The organism is Gimesia fumaroli (genome assembly GCF_007754425.1).
Lineage (GTDB): Bacteria > Planctomycetota > Planctomycetia > Planctomycetales > Planctomycetaceae > Gimesia > Gimesia fumaroli.
In genome coordinates this window covers 2,536,892-2,551,965 of record NZ_CP037452.1, presented here as the reverse complement: position 1 = coordinate 2,551,965, position 15,074 = coordinate 2,536,892, and the positions used below count along the sequence as shown (strand labels likewise).

At 49.2% G+C, this 15,074-nt stretch carries 9 protein-coding genes and 10 tRNA genes; 6 read left to right on the top strand and 13 right to left on the bottom strand.

The features are described 5' to 3' along the window. The first annotated feature begins 127 nt into the window (after positions 1 to 127). The 3 genes from Enr17x_RS09820 (at position 128) to Enr17x_RS09810 (ending at position 7,820) form a co-directional block, all read left to right on the top strand. The gene (locus Enr17x_RS09820; protein WP_145308219.1) at positions 128 to 5,095 is read left to right on the top strand and encodes an SIR2 family protein; all 4,968 of its coding nucleotides are present in this window, start codon (positions 128 to 130) and stop codon (positions 5,093 to 5,095) included. Positions 5,096 to 5,263: 168 nt separating this feature from the next. Then, positions 5,264 to 6,160: a LysR family transcriptional regulator gene (locus Enr17x_RS09815; RefSeq protein WP_145308217.1), complete on the top strand. Its 897-nt coding sequence runs from the start codon at positions 5,264 to 5,266 to the stop codon at positions 6,158 to 6,160. A gap of 220 nt (positions 6,161 to 6,380) precedes the next feature. Then, on the top strand, positions 6,381 to 7,820 hold the full coding sequence (locus tag Enr17x_RS09810) for a catalase (RefSeq protein ID WP_145308215.1): 1,440 nt from the start codon (positions 6,381 to 6,383) through the stop codon (positions 7,818 to 7,820). A gap of 67 nt (positions 7,821 to 7,887) precedes the next feature. On the opposite strand, the gene Enr17x_RS09805 is transcribed toward Enr17x_RS09810, so the two are convergent. The 12 genes from Enr17x_RS09805 to Enr17x_RS29555 form a co-directional block, all read right to left on the bottom strand. Then, a complete protein-coding gene (locus tag Enr17x_RS09805) occupies positions 7,888 to 8,670 on the bottom strand; it encodes an ATP-grasp domain-containing protein (RefSeq protein ID WP_145308213.1) in 783 nt (260 codons plus the stop codon). A 16-nt stretch (positions 8,671 to 8,686) separates the two neighbouring features. Beyond that, the gene (locus tag Enr17x_RS09800; RefSeq protein WP_145308211.1) at positions 8,687 to 9,265 is read right to left on the bottom strand and encodes a 2OG-Fe(II) oxygenase; all 579 of its coding nucleotides are present in this window, start codon (positions 9,263 to 9,265) and stop codon (positions 8,687 to 8,689) included. Positions 9,266 to 9,314: 49 nt separating this feature from the next. Continuing rightward, positions 9,315 to 9,387, bottom strand: a tRNA-Ala gene (locus Enr17x_RS29560). 103 nt (positions 9,388 to 9,490) lie between these two features. Beyond that, positions 9,491 to 9,575 (bottom strand) — tRNA-Leu (locus Enr17x_RS09795). Between the two features lie 111 nt (positions 9,576 to 9,686). Further along, positions 9,687 to 9,764: transfer RNA gene (locus tag Enr17x_RS09790), tRNA-Leu, on the bottom strand. 9 nt (positions 9,765 to 9,773) lie between these two features. Then, positions 9,774 to 9,848 (bottom strand) — tRNA-Asp (locus Enr17x_RS09785). 189 nt (positions 9,849 to 10,037) lie between these two features. After that, positions 10,038 to 10,108 (bottom strand) — tRNA-Trp (locus Enr17x_RS09780). A gap of 36 nt (positions 10,109 to 10,144) precedes the next feature. Next, a tRNA-Asn gene (locus Enr17x_RS09775) sits at positions 10,145 to 10,219 on the bottom strand. Between the two features lie 39 nt (positions 10,220 to 10,258). Next, positions 10,259 to 10,334 (bottom strand) — tRNA-Pro (locus tag Enr17x_RS09770). 9 nt (positions 10,335 to 10,343) lie between these two features. Beyond that, positions 10,344 to 10,414: transfer RNA gene (locus Enr17x_RS09765), tRNA-Gly, on the bottom strand. Positions 10,415 to 10,479: 65 nt separating this feature from the next. Further along, a tRNA-Lys gene (locus Enr17x_RS09760) sits at positions 10,480 to 10,551 on the bottom strand. A gap of 75 nt (positions 10,552 to 10,626) precedes the next feature. Further along, positions 10,627 to 10,699, bottom strand: a tRNA-Glu gene (locus Enr17x_RS29555). 572 nt (positions 10,700 to 11,271) lie between these two features. Here Enr17x_RS29555 and Enr17x_RS09755 point away from each other — a divergent pair. Continuing rightward, positions 11,272 to 11,718: a hypothetical protein gene (locus Enr17x_RS09755; RefSeq protein ID WP_232101004.1), complete on the top strand. Its 447-nt coding sequence runs from the start codon at positions 11,272 to 11,274 to the stop codon at positions 11,716 to 11,718. Positions 11,719 to 11,724: 6 nt separating this feature from the next. Here Enr17x_RS09755 and Enr17x_RS09750 read toward each other — a convergent pair whose 3' ends face one another. Next, a complete protein-coding gene (locus tag Enr17x_RS09750) occupies positions 11,725 to 12,819 on the bottom strand; it encodes a prenyltransferase/squalene oxidase repeat-containing protein (RefSeq protein WP_145308207.1) in 1,095 nt (364 codons plus the stop codon). A 262-nt stretch (positions 12,820 to 13,081) separates the two neighbouring features. Between Enr17x_RS09750 and Enr17x_RS09745 the strand changes: the two genes are divergently transcribed. After that, positions 13,082 to 14,059 carry a 6-bladed beta-propeller gene (locus Enr17x_RS09745; protein WP_145308205.1) on the top strand — a complete coding sequence of 326 codons (978 nt, stop codon included), beginning with the start codon at positions 13,082 to 13,084 and terminating at the stop codon, positions 14,057 to 14,059. A gap of 113 nt (positions 14,060 to 14,172) precedes the next feature. Continuing rightward, positions 14,173 to 14,946 carry a hypothetical protein gene (locus tag Enr17x_RS09740; protein WP_198001073.1) on the top strand — a complete coding sequence of 258 codons (774 nt, stop codon included), beginning with the start codon at positions 14,173 to 14,175 and terminating at the stop codon, positions 14,944 to 14,946. Positions 14,947 to 15,074 lie beyond the last annotated feature (128 nt).

Genomic DNA, 15,074 nt, shown 5'->3' with positions numbered 1-15,074 from the left:
CTATGCACAAATTGTCATTATATGCTTGAACTGACGCATCTAGTTGTTAATCTAGGAAAACAAAGGAAGCTAGAATCCCCAATTTGCTCCTGAATTCACAACCAAGCACTGCAACAATGAGGGTTTAATGAACGCTGCTCGCCATGAAACGACTCAGAAAAAACAACCATCGGTACGAGATCTGGACACAACCAATTTTATTTGCCAGATCAGAACAGAGTTAGCAGAGGGTAATGGCTTTGTTCCCCTGTTGGGCGCCGGTGTTTCCGTGGGGTCTGGTGTCCCGATCATCAGTGAAGTGCGCGCCTATTTAGCCAAATGTCTTAAGCTGGCGCTTGGGGTTGGCTTACAAGAACAAGATCGTAGAAAACGTCGCTGGTATCCGCGTACCGACGCCTGGCCGCAACTGCAGAACATTCGCCTGCAAGATGCCCATCATGCGTTCGACGAAATCGTCGCGGAAATTCATAAGAAACGTGAATCAAGCTACTCAGCTCAAAATGAATCTCAGGTCTTTGAAGAAGCAATTGGTGCTCTGGCAGACTGGCGATCATTGCTACTCCTTCTTTCCCGTCTGGAATATTTTCCTGAAAGCACAGCACAAACAGACAAGCACACGTGCCAGTCAGCGAAAAAAAATCCCACCTACATTCTTCGTCTGGGTCCACCCAATTATGATGTCATTGACTCATTCTTTCATCACATCACATCGGGAAAGCGCCCTTGTCTTGTGCATTCCATGATCGCACAGCTTGCCAGCCCGATGCGATTTGAAGTGGTACTAACGACCAACCTGGATGAATTGACCGAAGAAGCATTTCGGGAAGCAGGAGAACCTCTTGATCCGGTAGAAGTCCATTTGAGTGCCGGTATTCCCACCGCCTCTTCCAGTCGGGATCGTATTTTAATCAAGCTGCACGGGGGGAGATATGGTGTCCGAGCCGACTACTCTCTCGACGATGAACCAACCCTGAAAGAGAAAGAAAACTTCGCTTCTTATTTCTGGAGGCATACACAAGAATCGACAATTGATGAGGATCTGAAATTCTCAAACTCAGAAAAAGACATCAAGAATCATGCCTTCATCCTGGGGACTTCCGGAAACGATCGGCGTGTGGTCGAACTCTTAAAGTACACAGTAAAACGACAACAAGAGGATCAACCTCAAGACTCGGACCAATCAACAGAGAACGGTAAATCTAACGACACACAAAACGCCCCCCCAAAAATTTTCTGGGTCTGTTATACAGAACGAGATCAACAAGAAGTCAAAGCTGCTTTTCAGGATTCGAATGCAGAAGTTTACACTGTCACCCAGGCATTTTTAGGTGCGTTCCTGTTACAGTTGTTCCAGTCGGTGACCTGCTCATTGCCTCCCAAGTCAGCCCCCTTCCCTTCTTCAGCTTCATTCAGCTTTCCTCCTGGCAATTTGACACCGAAGAAGATCCAGCAGCTCAATGATCTGATTCACGCCGGCATCGATATAAGCGGTTCTAAAGTCAGCGAAACCGCAGACTCCCTGTTCCATGATGAAAAACGTGTTCATACCGAAAAAATCAGAGAGTGCCGTTTATTGAGACTAACCGCACTTCCCGATCAACACGGCGTCGTCAGTAAAGGCATTCATCATTTCTATCGCGCGATGTCGAAACAGAGACAGTGTGTCTGGATGTCGATGGAACATATTGGCAGTACCGATGAGTTATTCGAAATCCTTACTGATGCCGTTGCGAAAACCGCGGGGCTTTCTGATTGGATGCCGATTGTGCTCTATGATCAATCGGAAAAAGCGGTCGGCGAAATCAGGCGGCTCACTCAGGGGCGGAAAGAGTGGGTCATTTTTATCGATGCCCGTGATGGCGCGGGTTCCTCGCGCTGCGACATGGATGACAAAATCAAGTCGAATGATGATGTGCTAACAAGACCTAATGGCTGGCTGGATAGAGTCATCAAAACGGATACACGCCATCAGAGAACAGAATTAGACGATCCTTCCTCAAATGCAAATGACTTTGCCGATCTGCTCGCACGCGTTTCCGGCCTCGAATGTCAGAATGTCAATCTGGTATTACTGTATCATGCGTATTTGACAGAGAAAGACGACGAAGAAGAACATATTCCCAGTCCACTCCATCAATTCCTGAACTCGAAAAAACTGGGACGCTGTATTCAAGTGGAAGATGGGTATGCCTTTCAAACCACCAATTTGGCCGGCACGATAAAACCACCAGCAGGTCCATACGACTCCAAAGAGATAAATACGAAAGTGGGAATCATCCAATCAACTTCGCTACAACAAAATTTCACCCAGGAAAAAACGGCCAAACAAGGACTGAAATGGGCCAGGAATAAAGACAAGGCGACATTTTTACTCGCATTGTGCCTGGCGGACCGGTTTCGCTATGCAGATCTACTGCTATCCGATGCCTTTTTTCCTCCAGAATCCCTTCATCCTTCAAAGCGAGATGACTCGAATCAGTCGAGAAGACGCTACAAACTGATTTTTGGCGATGCCAATCAGGATACCTCGAAGAATATTGGATGGATCAATGAATTAGCAGACGCAGAAAAATGTCTTGTCAGGCGCATGCCCGGTAATTTTACCTGGATGCATGCGCCTGCTAGAAACTACCTGCGTAAGTATTTTCACAAAAAGGCAAGTTCAAACGCCATCAACAACACATGGGACGTCCGAAACTCAAAGACTGTCACTCGTTTTCCTTTTGCCTGTTTCCGCGCTCACTATCTGATTGCCAACTGGTACGACAAACTCTTCCGCTCTTCTGGCGATCCACTAGCAGGTCTCGAAGGAGTCACTCATTATCTCAATGCCGCCTATGAGGCGTTCCAGATGATGCGAGATAATCAAGCAAAGAAAAACAGGAAATCTTCAGTCTGTTGGACGCCGCCTAAAGAAAGCAGCGATGTTCCCGTCGTTCCCCACGAGCAAATCATTGTAGCGTTGACAGCAGCGCGCTTGCTGCTGCAGGAAGTGGAGCCTGCCGCTTCAGTGACAGGCTATCCGAAAGCCACTTGCCGAAGACTTGTTTACATCAGAGAAAAACTGCTAAAAACACTCCACACAGAATTTTCAAATAAGACTTCCCCTCCAGTCAACTTTATTAAAAAAGATCAGCTCGCCCTTGAAAATGCGCAAAGCCTCATTCACCAGATGGTTTTGCGCGCCTTATACATCAAACGAGGTATCGCACGGGAAGTTTCAGAACACAACCGCGGCTTTTTTCGACACCGCCAGATTCGTGAGTATTTGTTGACTCATAAAATCACTGTTAACAAATTCATGCCTGAAACAACAGAAGAGTTTGACGAGATCAAAAACAATCGAAAACAAACCTGGCCAGAGTTATTAAAAAGCACGATTTGGAAAAAATGGTTGAAATCGAAAACAATTTCAACGGGTGAACTGCATCTGCTCAATGAGTTCGCTTCCTGGTATCGTCATGGTGGAATTCTCTCCTTGGCAACGCGTGGTTACCCCGCAACCATCAGGCAATTAAACTACGCGTATCAAATCTCATGCAGTGTCATCAGGGACAGGAAAATTCGTGCATTTCCAGAATGGAATTTCAAAACTCCTAACAAAAACAGCAAATCACCAGACTTATTAAGATTAATTCAGTCAGTCAAACGGCTTGATAACAAGCAATTATCACAAGTACAAAATTTTGCAGAGGCACTTTTTTTCGACCCCGCTCTGATTCCAGATGATATCGAAAATCCCTATCGCGGTAATTTCAAGAAAAAGAAAGACTTAAAAGCGTTCCATGATCTCCTTCACTTAATTGAACAACAAATCACAGGGGATGAAATCGAAGCCCTTCTGCCAAAACAGTTAGATGAATGGCAGTTGGTTGCCGTTTCCGATCTGGCCAAATGCCTGTGTCGGCAAGTTCAATGGCTGATCGTTCAGATCGAATCAGCTCGTTTTGCGTGCGGACAAAGTATAAAAAAACAGGAAGAACAGTGGTGCCAGAAAGCGATTCAAATCCACAAGCTGTTCAATCGACTTTCCCGACGTATGAACCCCTCCGATACAGATTCTTCCAGTCACTGTCGCCAAATGATGGAAACGCAAATGTCAACCATCTATGGAATCCAGAATGACTGGCATAAAGCGCATGAATGCCTGGATAGGGCTCTCGGTCTGACATCCAATCTTGGCGCAGCAGATTCACTTCTGAACTCTGGAATCATTGAGCTGCATCGTGCACAGCTCTTTTTATTGCACGCCAGGTCGCTTGGAAACGGAATCATACCCGAAACACGTCGCAATCTGTTACGGCTGTTACACAGAGTTGCGCGCGGAAATTATTCGCGCGGACTGGAAGGCCTCAAGAAATCCGAACAGGAAATCATTGACTATCTAAAGGACGCAAAAAAATATTGGAAAAAAAAGGGAATCAAAAAGCCGTCAAAGGCGACTCCGGAAGAAAAGAAGAAATGGAAAACTGATTTGTCCAGTGGACGACGACTGCTGGAAGACGCCGAAGCCAGTTTGAAAAAAGCAGAATTGGCGCTGGTTCAAAAACGTAAAAATGTCTGGTGGTCCACCTGGCTTTTCGAATTACAGGCCAAGGTCGTGGAATATCGACTACTCTTTTCCATTCATGAACGGGTACATCATCTTGCTTGGAAATCACAGGAAGATTTAAGAGATCTGATCACCTCAACCCGCGCAGGAATCGTTCCGATTCCTGACTTTGGCTCCAATTCCAGTCCTCGCAGCGAACCAACGATCCTGGATGAAGCACTGGAAAACACACTGCGAATGGTACGTCTCGATCTGGTTCGATTATCGCGCGTTGTGGAAAGTTACGCTTTCTGCCATTGGGCATTGTCCGTTTTAATCCAACTGTCACCCGACCTCGAATGGCTTCCAACCCGGCAGGAAATGATGCGCAAAGCACTTGGCGCAGATCGTCAGCGAACCGCCATCGAAATCTTACAATCGAAAATCAAACGGCGGACCAGCATGCCTCCCGTACTCGACCCGTTCGCCCATGCGTATGCGGAAAACACGCTGCAACTGGCCCGAGACGTCGTCGATTTCACACCCATTCACGGTGGATCCTGAACAACGACAGGTTCTCTGAAACTGTTCAGCCTTTTGGTTCTCTCTGTTCGAATCAAACGGTTCTTTCCTTTTCCCCTGTCAGGATACCCAGAAGAAGATATACTACCATTGCATATTCTACACAGAGTATATGCATGGCATGCATCACACATATCAGAGGAACCATCAATGGAAGTCGACCAACTACGCTATTTTCTCCGTGTCGCAGAACGAGGGAATTTTACCCGGGCGGCCGAAGAATTGATGATTTCCCAACCCGCATTGAGCCGTTCGATCCAAAAACTGGAGGACGAATTGGGGCAACCCGTTTTTGAACGAAAAACACGCTCTCTCGCGCTGACCGATGCAGGCGTACTCTTACAGTCGCGCGCACAACAGATTTTGACGCTCATCGAAGACACCAAAGCCGAAATCTCAGACGATGGTCATACAGGTCAGATTCGTGTCGGCGCCATCCCCACCATCGCCCCTTACTTCCTGCCCGATTTTCTCCGCCAGTTCTCTGCCGAATTCCCCGAGGCCACCTTGATCGTTCAGGAAGAAACCACCGACAAGCTGCTGCATAGTTGTACCCAGGGAGAAATCGATCTGGCGATTCTCGCGTTACCGGTCCCTGCTCGCTACCTTGAAGTAGAAGAACTGTTTCAGGAAGAGCTCCTGTTAGTAATGCCTCCGGATCATCCCCTGGTTGAGAAAACGCAAATCCGCCTGGCAGATATCAAGCCGTACCCCTTCGTCCTGCTGGATGAAGCGCACTGCCTGTCTGATAATATCGTTTCTTTCTGTCGCCAACGATCCTATCATCCTGTAGCCGTCGAACATACCAGTCAACTGGCAATGGTCCAGGAACTCGTCTCGCTTTCACATGGCATTTCGATGGTCCCGCAAATGGCGCGCGACCGAGACGAAACTAACCGCCGCGTCTATCGCTCGCTGAGTGGAAGCAAACCGCTCCGTAAAATCGCCGTGATGTGGAATCCCTACCGCTTTCAAAGCCAACTGCTGGAAACCTTCAAAGACCGCTTGCGCGTTTATACGCAAAAACGCAAAAAACAGCAGAAATGAGTCCCATTTGCATTTGCCTGAATCGCAAATGGCTTTATTGAAAAGATGCATGGAGGTTATGACTGCTATCGAAAGAATGCATTAGACATCCTCAATCCAGCCCTCTATAGTTCATCAACAACGAACATTTGACCGATACATTATAATCAGTCCGATCCGATTCTAATCTTCGTCCGCCAGGATGACGCGATACCTGAAGCACATTCAAGGAGCAGAGACCATGACTAAGAAACCAACGCTCACCACCACAGGTGGTGCCCCCATTGCTGATAATCAAAACTCGTTGACAGCCGGCCCGCGTGGTCCTGTTCTGCTGCAAGATTATCAGTTGCTCGAAAAACTGGCGCATCAAAACCGAGAGCGGATCGCCGAACGCGTTGTGCATGCCAAAGGCTGGGGCGCGCATGGCACACTGACCATCGAACACGACATCAGCAAATACACCAAAGCCAAAGCCCTGCAGCCCGGCATCAGAACCGACATGATCGCCCGCTTCTCCACGGTGGCCGGCGAAGCGGGTGCCGCGGATGCCGAGCGCGACGTGCGCGGCTTCGCCCTCAAATTCTACACCGAAGAAGGCAACTGGGATCTGGTCGGAAATAATACGCCGGTCTTCTTTGTGCGTGATGCCTACAAGTTCCCTGACTTCATTCACACACAGAAACGGCATCCCAAAACCAACCTGCGTTCTCCCACCGCAATGTGGGATTTCTGGTCCCTCTCGCCGGAATCACTGCACCAGGTCACAATCCTGTTTTCGGATCGCGGCTTGCCCGTCGGCGTGCGAAACATGAACGGCTACGGCAGCCACACCTATAGTTTCATTAATGAAAAAGACGAACGGTTCTGGGTCAAGTTCCACTTCAAAACCCAGCAGGGACACAAACACTGGACCAACGCAGAAGCCGAACAGGTCGTCGGCAAGACGCGCGAAAGCACGCAGGAAGACCTGTTTTACGCCATTGAAAAAGGCGAGTTCCCCAAATGGAAGTTCCAGATCCAGGTCATGCCGGAAAGCGATGCGGACGAGACGCCTTATAACCCCTTTGACCTGACGAAAGTCTGGCCGCACAGCGATTATCCCTGTATCGATGTCGGCACGATGGAATTGAATCGCAACCCGGAAAACTATTTTGCGGAAATCGAGCAGGCTGCCTTCTCACCTTCGAATACGGTTCCCGGCATCGGCTTTTCTCCCGACAAGATGCTGCAGGCCCGCGTCTTCTCGTACGCCGACGCGCACCGGCATCGTCTGGGAACCCACTACGAAGCGTTACCCGTCAACGAACCGAAGTGCCCCGTGCATCACTATCACAAAGATGGCGCGATGCACTTCAAATCGAACGGCTGCCCCGTGGACGCCTATTACGAACCGAACTCCTTCAACGGCCCGGTAGAAAACCCGGATGTCGCCGAACCGCCGCTAAAAATTTCGGGCGATGCCGCCCGCTACGATCACCGCGAAGGCAACGACGATTATTCACAACCCCGTGCACTGTTCCAGTTATTCGACGACGGTGAAAAAGCACGACTCTTCTCCAACATCGCCGCCGCGATGCAGGGCGTGCCACAAGAAATCATCGACCGTCAGCTCAAACATTTTGAGTTAGTCGACCCGGCTTATGCAGCCGGTGTGCGGGATGCGTTGAAGGCGTCCTGATTGTCCCAATCCTGAATAAAGAATCCCCTGCCGATAGGAGAGCGTTGGCAGGGGATTTTCGTTTAAATCAAGCACAGCACCAGTCTGTCACCAACTCAGCATACCGTTCCCAGATCACTGGAAATCGGGTGACATTCGGAATGTGATTCACTTCCAACAGGTACTTCGCGCCGTCATCGCCGATAATATAGTCATTGGCAATCACTGGCAGGTTGAAATACAAAGCCAGTTGCCTGGTATCCTCGGCCAGTTCCGAATCCATGTCCATCAAGTCGGCCGTGGAATCATGAATTGATTTCAACCAGTCGTCACCTGCTAGACGAATCTGCAGAACATCTTCGCCCAACAGAACCACGCGCACGGCTTCTCCCGGATAAAACGGCTCCAGAGTGCTACTGAATTCTGCACACCATTCACCCTGAATCCGCGCTTTGTTTTCGCCGCAATGCCAGTTTCCCCATTTCGCTACTTGCTCCGTTGAAACGTTCACAACACCACCAGCGGGCACATAACCGCGCCCGAAACCGGGAAACCGAGTTTGAGAAAGTGCCCGCACCAGACAGGCGTGTTTATCACGACAGTCAAGCATTCCCAGCGGATCAGGAAAACAGGGGCCGCCCCACAATGCCAGCGCGACAAACAGTTCGGCATCGTCTTCAAAGATTCCATGAAAGATCACCCGGTCCACGCGCGACTGCCAACCGCCTGATTCGTTATCAATAAAAAGCAAGCCGTTCTCTACCCGGAAACCGGGTAGAGACGGATGTGCCAGGACACGTCCTGAAATTCGCGTTTTCAGTTTAGAGATTTCAGGTTCATCAAACCCGATCAGACAGATCGTCTCATTCATTGTTTTTCTCCGAAGTTCAACCCGCGTTCAATCGCTGGGGAGGTACCTCAAAAATCACATCGGAACGTAGTGCATACTTGACGCCTGTTTCAACTCGGTTTCCGCAATGATACAGTTCGTGAGGAAAGATGACAGCCAGACCGGTTTCTGGAGTGACCATGGTATGATCAAAGGTAGTTTCCCCGCCGGTAAACGCATCATTGAGATAAAACAGAACCGTGTAAAATGTTCGGCGGGTTTCACTCCACTCAAACGCAAAGTCTTCATGACGTCGGAACTGCTCGCCGGGAAGATATTTGTAACAGCGCAAGACTTCATTCAAGCCACACGATTGAAAATTCTTCAGCGGCGCATGCAGGTGCGGATAGGGACTGAAACCGTCGGTATAAGTGTCGGACAGGTCCGGCACATGAGATTGAATGCGTTCCCAGTAAGACTGCGCCAGTTCCCGATCTTCATAGACACAGCGGGCGCGCACCACGCGATCACGGTCTCCCGAGAATTGTTCCCGAAAGCCCTCTGATTCCAGACGCTCGATGAGCGCGGTGCATTCTGCTTTGCTGAGAAAGTTTCTTAACTGGATAATCCGTCTCATGATTTCCTCTGTCCTCTTGATCAGAAGCAACTAACAGTGATAAAAAAAGTGGACCGGATGGGAATCGAACCCAACACACCGACTTTGCAAGAGTCAGTCGCCCCCAAGGTACATGCCAGCCCTTAAAATAATAAACCGTCGAATAAATAGCAGAGCCCGGTATCGATCCGGGCGGTCCAACCTTATGAGAGTCGGCTGGGCACCTGCCCCTCTGCGTCAAAAAAGTAGCCAAGGCGAGATTCGAACTCGCAATCCCTGGTGGGGAACGACTTTCTGAGAGTCGCGCGTCTTCCAGTTTCGCCACTTGGCCATATTTAAAAGTGCGTTGGGACGGAGTTGAACCGCCACAGCGTGAAGCGGGTGGGTTACAACCACCGGGGCTCGCCAATGCCCAGCCAACGCAGGTTATACAAGGTGTCAGTAGCGCGGGCGGGAGTCGAACCCGCAGACAATCACGAAATTTTAAGTTTCGTTGCTTTACCAGTTTGCATACCGCGCCGGATTTAAGCGTCCCCGATGGGATTTGAACCCACGACCTTCTGCGTGACAGGCAGACGAGCTTTCCAGACAGCTCCACGGAGACGTATTATTTCAGTAGCTCGAGTGGGATTCGAACCCACAGCATCTTTATTTGAGAGAACTTTTTTTCAATTCATTCCCTCAAAATGTTTATCTCAATACCAAAACTCTTAATTGATCAAAATCACCCCGGCAACGGGCTAAACCAAAGTGGTTTGCCAGTTGCCTACCGAGCCGGGTTTAAACTATTAAGCACGCCCCCAAGGATTTGAACCCTGATCCACCGGGTTGGAACCGGTGATGCTGCCGTTACACCAGAGGCGTCTGTTTTGAAATGGAAGACGATAACTTCCACTCAAGCTGCGGTGGCAGGAATCGAACCTGCGTCAAAGCGGTTAACAGCCGCCCACCCGTACCAACACGAGTACCACCGCATTATTGATTTTCTCTTTTCTTATCCCGCATTTCGCGGAGTCAGGGTGACTGGATTTGAACCAGCGGTCTCGTGCTCCCAAGGCACGCGGGTTAGGCCAGACTTCCCCACACCCTGTTTAAAAAGAGCGCCCAGCGGGAGTCGAACCCGCACTTCCGCCATGGCAAGACAGTAGGCTGCCGCTACATCATGGGCGCTGATTTATTTCTTGATTGTCAAAGCTAGAGATAAAAGGTTCCTGACACCTTTTATCCCATCAAAATGAGGTCGGAGGGACTCGAACCCCCACCTGACTGGTTAAAAGCCAGTAATGCTGCCATTACACCACGACCCCGAAAGGAAACGGGGGCCGTGCGTTTAGAATGAAAAACAGAATCCATCACATTAACTCCTAACTCAAAAACAAAAGTGACCCGTGTGGGATTCGAACCCAACCTACCCGACGTGAAAGGCCGGTAACCTCACCAGAAGTTGAACGGGCCGAGTCAAGTACGTACCCCGATCGCAGAGCGAACGAAGCTGCACTAACGATGTTGTAAAATAAATTTCGCCGTTCGCAAAAGACACGAAAAAACCCGCTGCCTTGCGACACCGGGTGATTGAAAAGTCCTGCAGATCAACCAGATGTCAACAGCGCAACCCGAGCGCGAGTAATTCTTCAGCCGGGAGGCCGGCATTCAAATCGCTTTTCGCATTGGCTTCGAAATTGGTTGAAAGCAGATAAGAAAACATGGAAGATGAAATCCCGTAGTTTTAAAAAGTGTTCGGTGTTTTATAAACGGTCTGCCTACATAGAGGCTTGATCAAGAAAACGGTTCGCCTGTTTTTGAAACATTCTCATCTTTTTTATGATGCGCGAGGGACTCGATTTATTTCATAAAACTTGATATAGATTCGAAAAAAGGATGCAAACGTGAATCTCGGTGCCTGGTGAGCCGCGTCACAACGGCAGTGTTAAAAAGAAAAGATATTTCCTGTCTCATAGATTTCTGATTGCAATACGATGCTCGTGATTCAGCATTTTAAAACCGTTTGGACTCAAAAAACGCGTGGCATGCCGGGAGCGGAAAAACGAATAAAAGTCCCTCATAAACTGCTTCTGCCTGACGCGACCCACCCCCTTCCGCCTGTCTTACTGCATGAAATCACCGCTTATGAATGGGAAGACTTTCGGTTGCAGCAAACCACAAAACGCCTTGATCAACTGGAGCAATACTGGTCATTCCAGTTTCAACAGCAGGAGCATCATCTGGAAATCTGGTTTACTTACAGCAAAACGGAACATGGCAGTCCTGAGCGAGGATCCTACTTACACAGAATCTTCAAACTAAAAAAGAATCAGACGGCGGTCTTCCAAATCAATGGACGTTTTGCAAATGAGGAAGGTCAATATTATGTGTCGCACTTTGTGAATCTGGGTTTCGTGAAGCGCTTCAACGACAATCTGTTTTTAACCAAAGAACCGGATCACAACGTCGACTTGAGAGCACAGCTTTATTAAAAAAATTCAGCGTATCGTCAGCAAAGGCACATTGCGATAAGGAAATTGTAATACAATCAGCGCCATCGCGGTTGCGTATTCGTCGCCGATATTCGCGTCGTGCCAGGCCCCCTCGGGAGATTGCTGTGCCAGCAATTCATCGCGAACGGTCGGATACCAGCGATCCCATTCACTATTCCCAGCCTGCCAGGCGGCATGGGTCGCGTAAAAGCGGCCGTAGAAATGGTATTCCGCCAGTTGTCCCAGCGAGAGTTCCAAAGGTGGGTGTGGTTCGCGTAGATAGTCACGGCCACGTTGTACGACTTCCTCATCCTGCAAGCCGGCACAGGTCAACGCGACCACCGCTGCTGCGGAGCGTGGAAAAAGGGACTCGGGAGGGTCGCTCAATCGATAGCGAAATCCGCCATCGGGATTCTGTGCCCGCCGTAAAAATGCAACACTGTGATCGATGGCAGATCGGGGCACGCCAATGCCCGCCTGTCGCGCAGAAAACAGAGCCAGCATCTGACAGGTGGTAATTGACACGTCGGCATCTTCTGGATCGGAAGTGTAACACCAGCCCCCCTGCTCGTTCTGCAGATTCAAAATCAGTTGTGTGGCTGCTTTTAAGACATGACGCATTTGGGGGTCGAACGACTCACCGAAGACCTGCCCGAGAAACATCGTGGCAAATCCATGTCCGTAGAGCGGTGCGTGAGTTTTGACATCTGCTTCGATGATCAAGCCATCGTCTTGTGCCCTGCTGGTGAGGTATCGAATGCACTCCTGAATCGAGCGGCGATACCGTCCCGTCATCCCACGGTGTGCCAGAAACGCCGTCCCCGCCAATGCGCAGACCCCGACATTGCGTGCATACGAGCCGCGTCTGCCAAATCCGCCGTCGGCAACCTGCCGAGATGCCAGCCACCGTAAACCTCGTTCAATCGCAGCCCTTGTATGCGGTGTTACATGTTCGGGGTGCGCAAGTGCTGCTTCGACTGGCTTTGCTCCGCACCAGCCTCGCACGGCGGCAAGTCCACTCCAAAACGCTGCCCCCAATGCAAAACGACGGGAATACTTTGATTCTGAGTCAGAAATTTCAGATGGTTCGTGATGAGACATAAACAGCTCGATGAAAAATAAGATTGTTATTCTATTCTACGCCCAAGAAAGCCCTTTGATAACAGGTTTCTCCGCAGAAAACAGCGTAGTCGTAAATCTTTTTGAGTTCTGAAACATTACCGGTTATCATGAATTCTGTTCACAAGACCAGAACCTTTCAGAGAAACGATCAGACATGGCGTCTTTGCATCAAAGCATGATCACTAACGATTGGACGCAGAGATGGTTCTGCTTATGCCTTCTCTCTCTTACCGCATTGCTGATGTCAAATTCGACAATTTTGTACGGCGATCCGCCTCCTCAAACCATTCGGTTCCTGAAAACCTGGGGCCAGCAAGGACCAAAACCGGGTGAGTTCCATTTCCCAATCGACATCGTCATTAATGCCGCTGATGAGATTTTTGTGACGGACCATCTGAATGATCGCGTACAAAAGTTTGATCGGGAAGGAACGCTGTTGGCACACTTTCCTGTGTTGCCCAATCCAGGCGGCCTTGCTCTTGATAAACGCGGTAACCTGATTTTATCACATATCGTGGCATCGGGTTCGAGCAAGCATAAAATCGGTGATCGCATCTCTATCTATTCTCCCGCAGGGAAACTCATCCGCCAGTGGGGGGAAACGGGAAGCAAACCAGGACAATTTAACTGCCCGGGTGGGATCGCAGTCGCTTCGAATGGCCACATCTATGTTGCTGATCAGACCAACCACCGCGTCCAGGTGTTTGATCCGAAAGGAAAATTCCTGTTTCAATGGGGAAAATACGGAAACCAACCTGGAGAGTTTGGCGGAAAGTCGTCTCAAAACTCGCGCGTGGGGGGTCCGCAGTTCATTGCCTTTGATTCGAAAGGAACGGTCTGGACAACAGAAGGCGCCAACTGCCGGATCCAGCAATTTACGGCAGAGGGAAAACTGCTGCAGCACTGGGGTAGTGAGGCAGACCAGCCTGGCGGTTTCGGTGGACTGTTTACCGGCTTCAAAGGCCGTCCAGCAAAAGGACTCCTGGGACCAATTGCGGTCTGCATCGAACCGAACAATCAACTTTGGATCTCAGCAGTCAACGGACGCGTCCAACAGTTTTCGCCAGCAGGAAAGTATCTACGTGGTCTAGTGCAGGAACAGGGAACCGGCCCTGGGCAGTTTTATGCTCCACACGGCATGGCGTTCGACAGCCAGGGGGACCTGTATGTGGTCGATGCCTATAACCATCGCATCCAAAAGTTTGAAATAAAACGTTGAGAGAACATCAGAATACAATTGTTTATATCATTTCTGTGATCAAAAGATATAATCAATTCTGTTGAATCAAAATCGGCTCAACTGTTTCCCATTTAGAATAACAGGATGCAATGATGAAATTTCTACTTCCGATTCTGTGCCTGATTCCGATCTCCGCATTTGCCGAAGAATGGATGCCGCCTGCGAATCCGGATCTTCAGTCGATTCTCAGTGAAGCCCAAGCCGATGCACGCGCAAAACGCTATGAACTCGCCCTGACGAAACAGGTCTGGTTTCATGAAAACGCGCTCAAACATAACCGCGCGTTTTCGGGGGTTCGGTTATCATTCGCACTTGCTTCCTGGCATGACCTCGGAAAAGTTTACCCTCCTGCACTGGATCGACTTAAAGAAGCCCGTGATCAAGCATCCAACAATGTGCTTGATGGTAAAGACCTCTTCAAATCATTTCAGGATTTCTCCTCGATCAACCGCATACTGAATGAAGACTCACTCACCGTCAACACCTTCATTCAGTTAGAGCTTCAGGACAAAGCAGCCGCTAAAAAAGTCTTTCGCCTGGCGAAACCATCCTTAATTAGAGGCAAGGAATACAAAATTTGCGGCAAATATCTTGAACCAAAACGCTCCTACGCGCTGATGCTACAATTACGCAAGTCAAATCAACGTCTGGCTAAAAATCCACAATTTGGTCCGAATATTCTAGAGTTCTCCAATAAAAAATTCACGAACGACATAGCCACTCTCATCGCATTACTTGTTGTGAATGATCGCAAAATGGAAGCAAAAGAAATTGCCAAGAGCGCCAAAACAGAGTGGGACAATGCCGCCTTCCACGCTGCAATTGACAAAGCATTGGAAGGTAACGTCCCTACCCCCTGGCCTTAAACAAATCTTTTATTTTAAATCAAATCCCATCTATAATGTCGTCGACTGAATAACTCGACGACTTTTTTTAGGTAGAGATTGGATCGACCGCTCCCAAGAGGAAATCTATCGGTCAGACCACTCATCCT

Coding starts and splice junctions, on each gene's coding strand:
- Enr17x_RS09820 (WP_145308219.1), top strand. CDS start 128: ATGAACGCTGCTCGCCATGAAACGACTCAGAAAAAACAACCATCGGTA.
- Enr17x_RS09815 (WP_145308217.1), top strand. CDS start 5,264: ATGGAAGTCGACCAACTACGCTATTTTCTCCGTGTCGCAGAACGAGGG.
- Enr17x_RS09810 (WP_145308215.1), top strand. CDS start 6,381: ATGACTAAGAAACCAACGCTCACCACCACAGGTGGTGCCCCCATTGCT.
- Enr17x_RS09805 (WP_145308213.1), bottom strand. CDS start 8,670: ATGAATGAGACGATCTGTCTGATCGGGTTTGATGAACCTGAAATCTCT.
- Enr17x_RS09800 (WP_145308211.1), bottom strand. CDS start 9,265: ATGAGACGGATTATCCAGTTAAGAAACTTTCTCAGCAAAGCAGAATGC.
- Enr17x_RS09755 (WP_232101004.1), top strand. CDS start 11,272: ATGCCGGGAGCGGAAAAACGAATAAAAGTCCCTCATAAACTGCTTCTG.
- Enr17x_RS09750 (WP_145308207.1), bottom strand. CDS start 12,819: ATGTCTCATCACGAACCATCTGAAATTTCTGACTCAGAATCAAAGTAT.
- Enr17x_RS09745 (WP_145308205.1), top strand. CDS start 13,082: ATGTCAAATTCGACAATTTTGTACGGCGATCCGCCTCCTCAAACCATT.
- Enr17x_RS09740 (WP_198001073.1), top strand. CDS start 14,173: ATGAAATTTCTACTTCCGATTCTGTGCCTGATTCCGATCTCCGCATTT.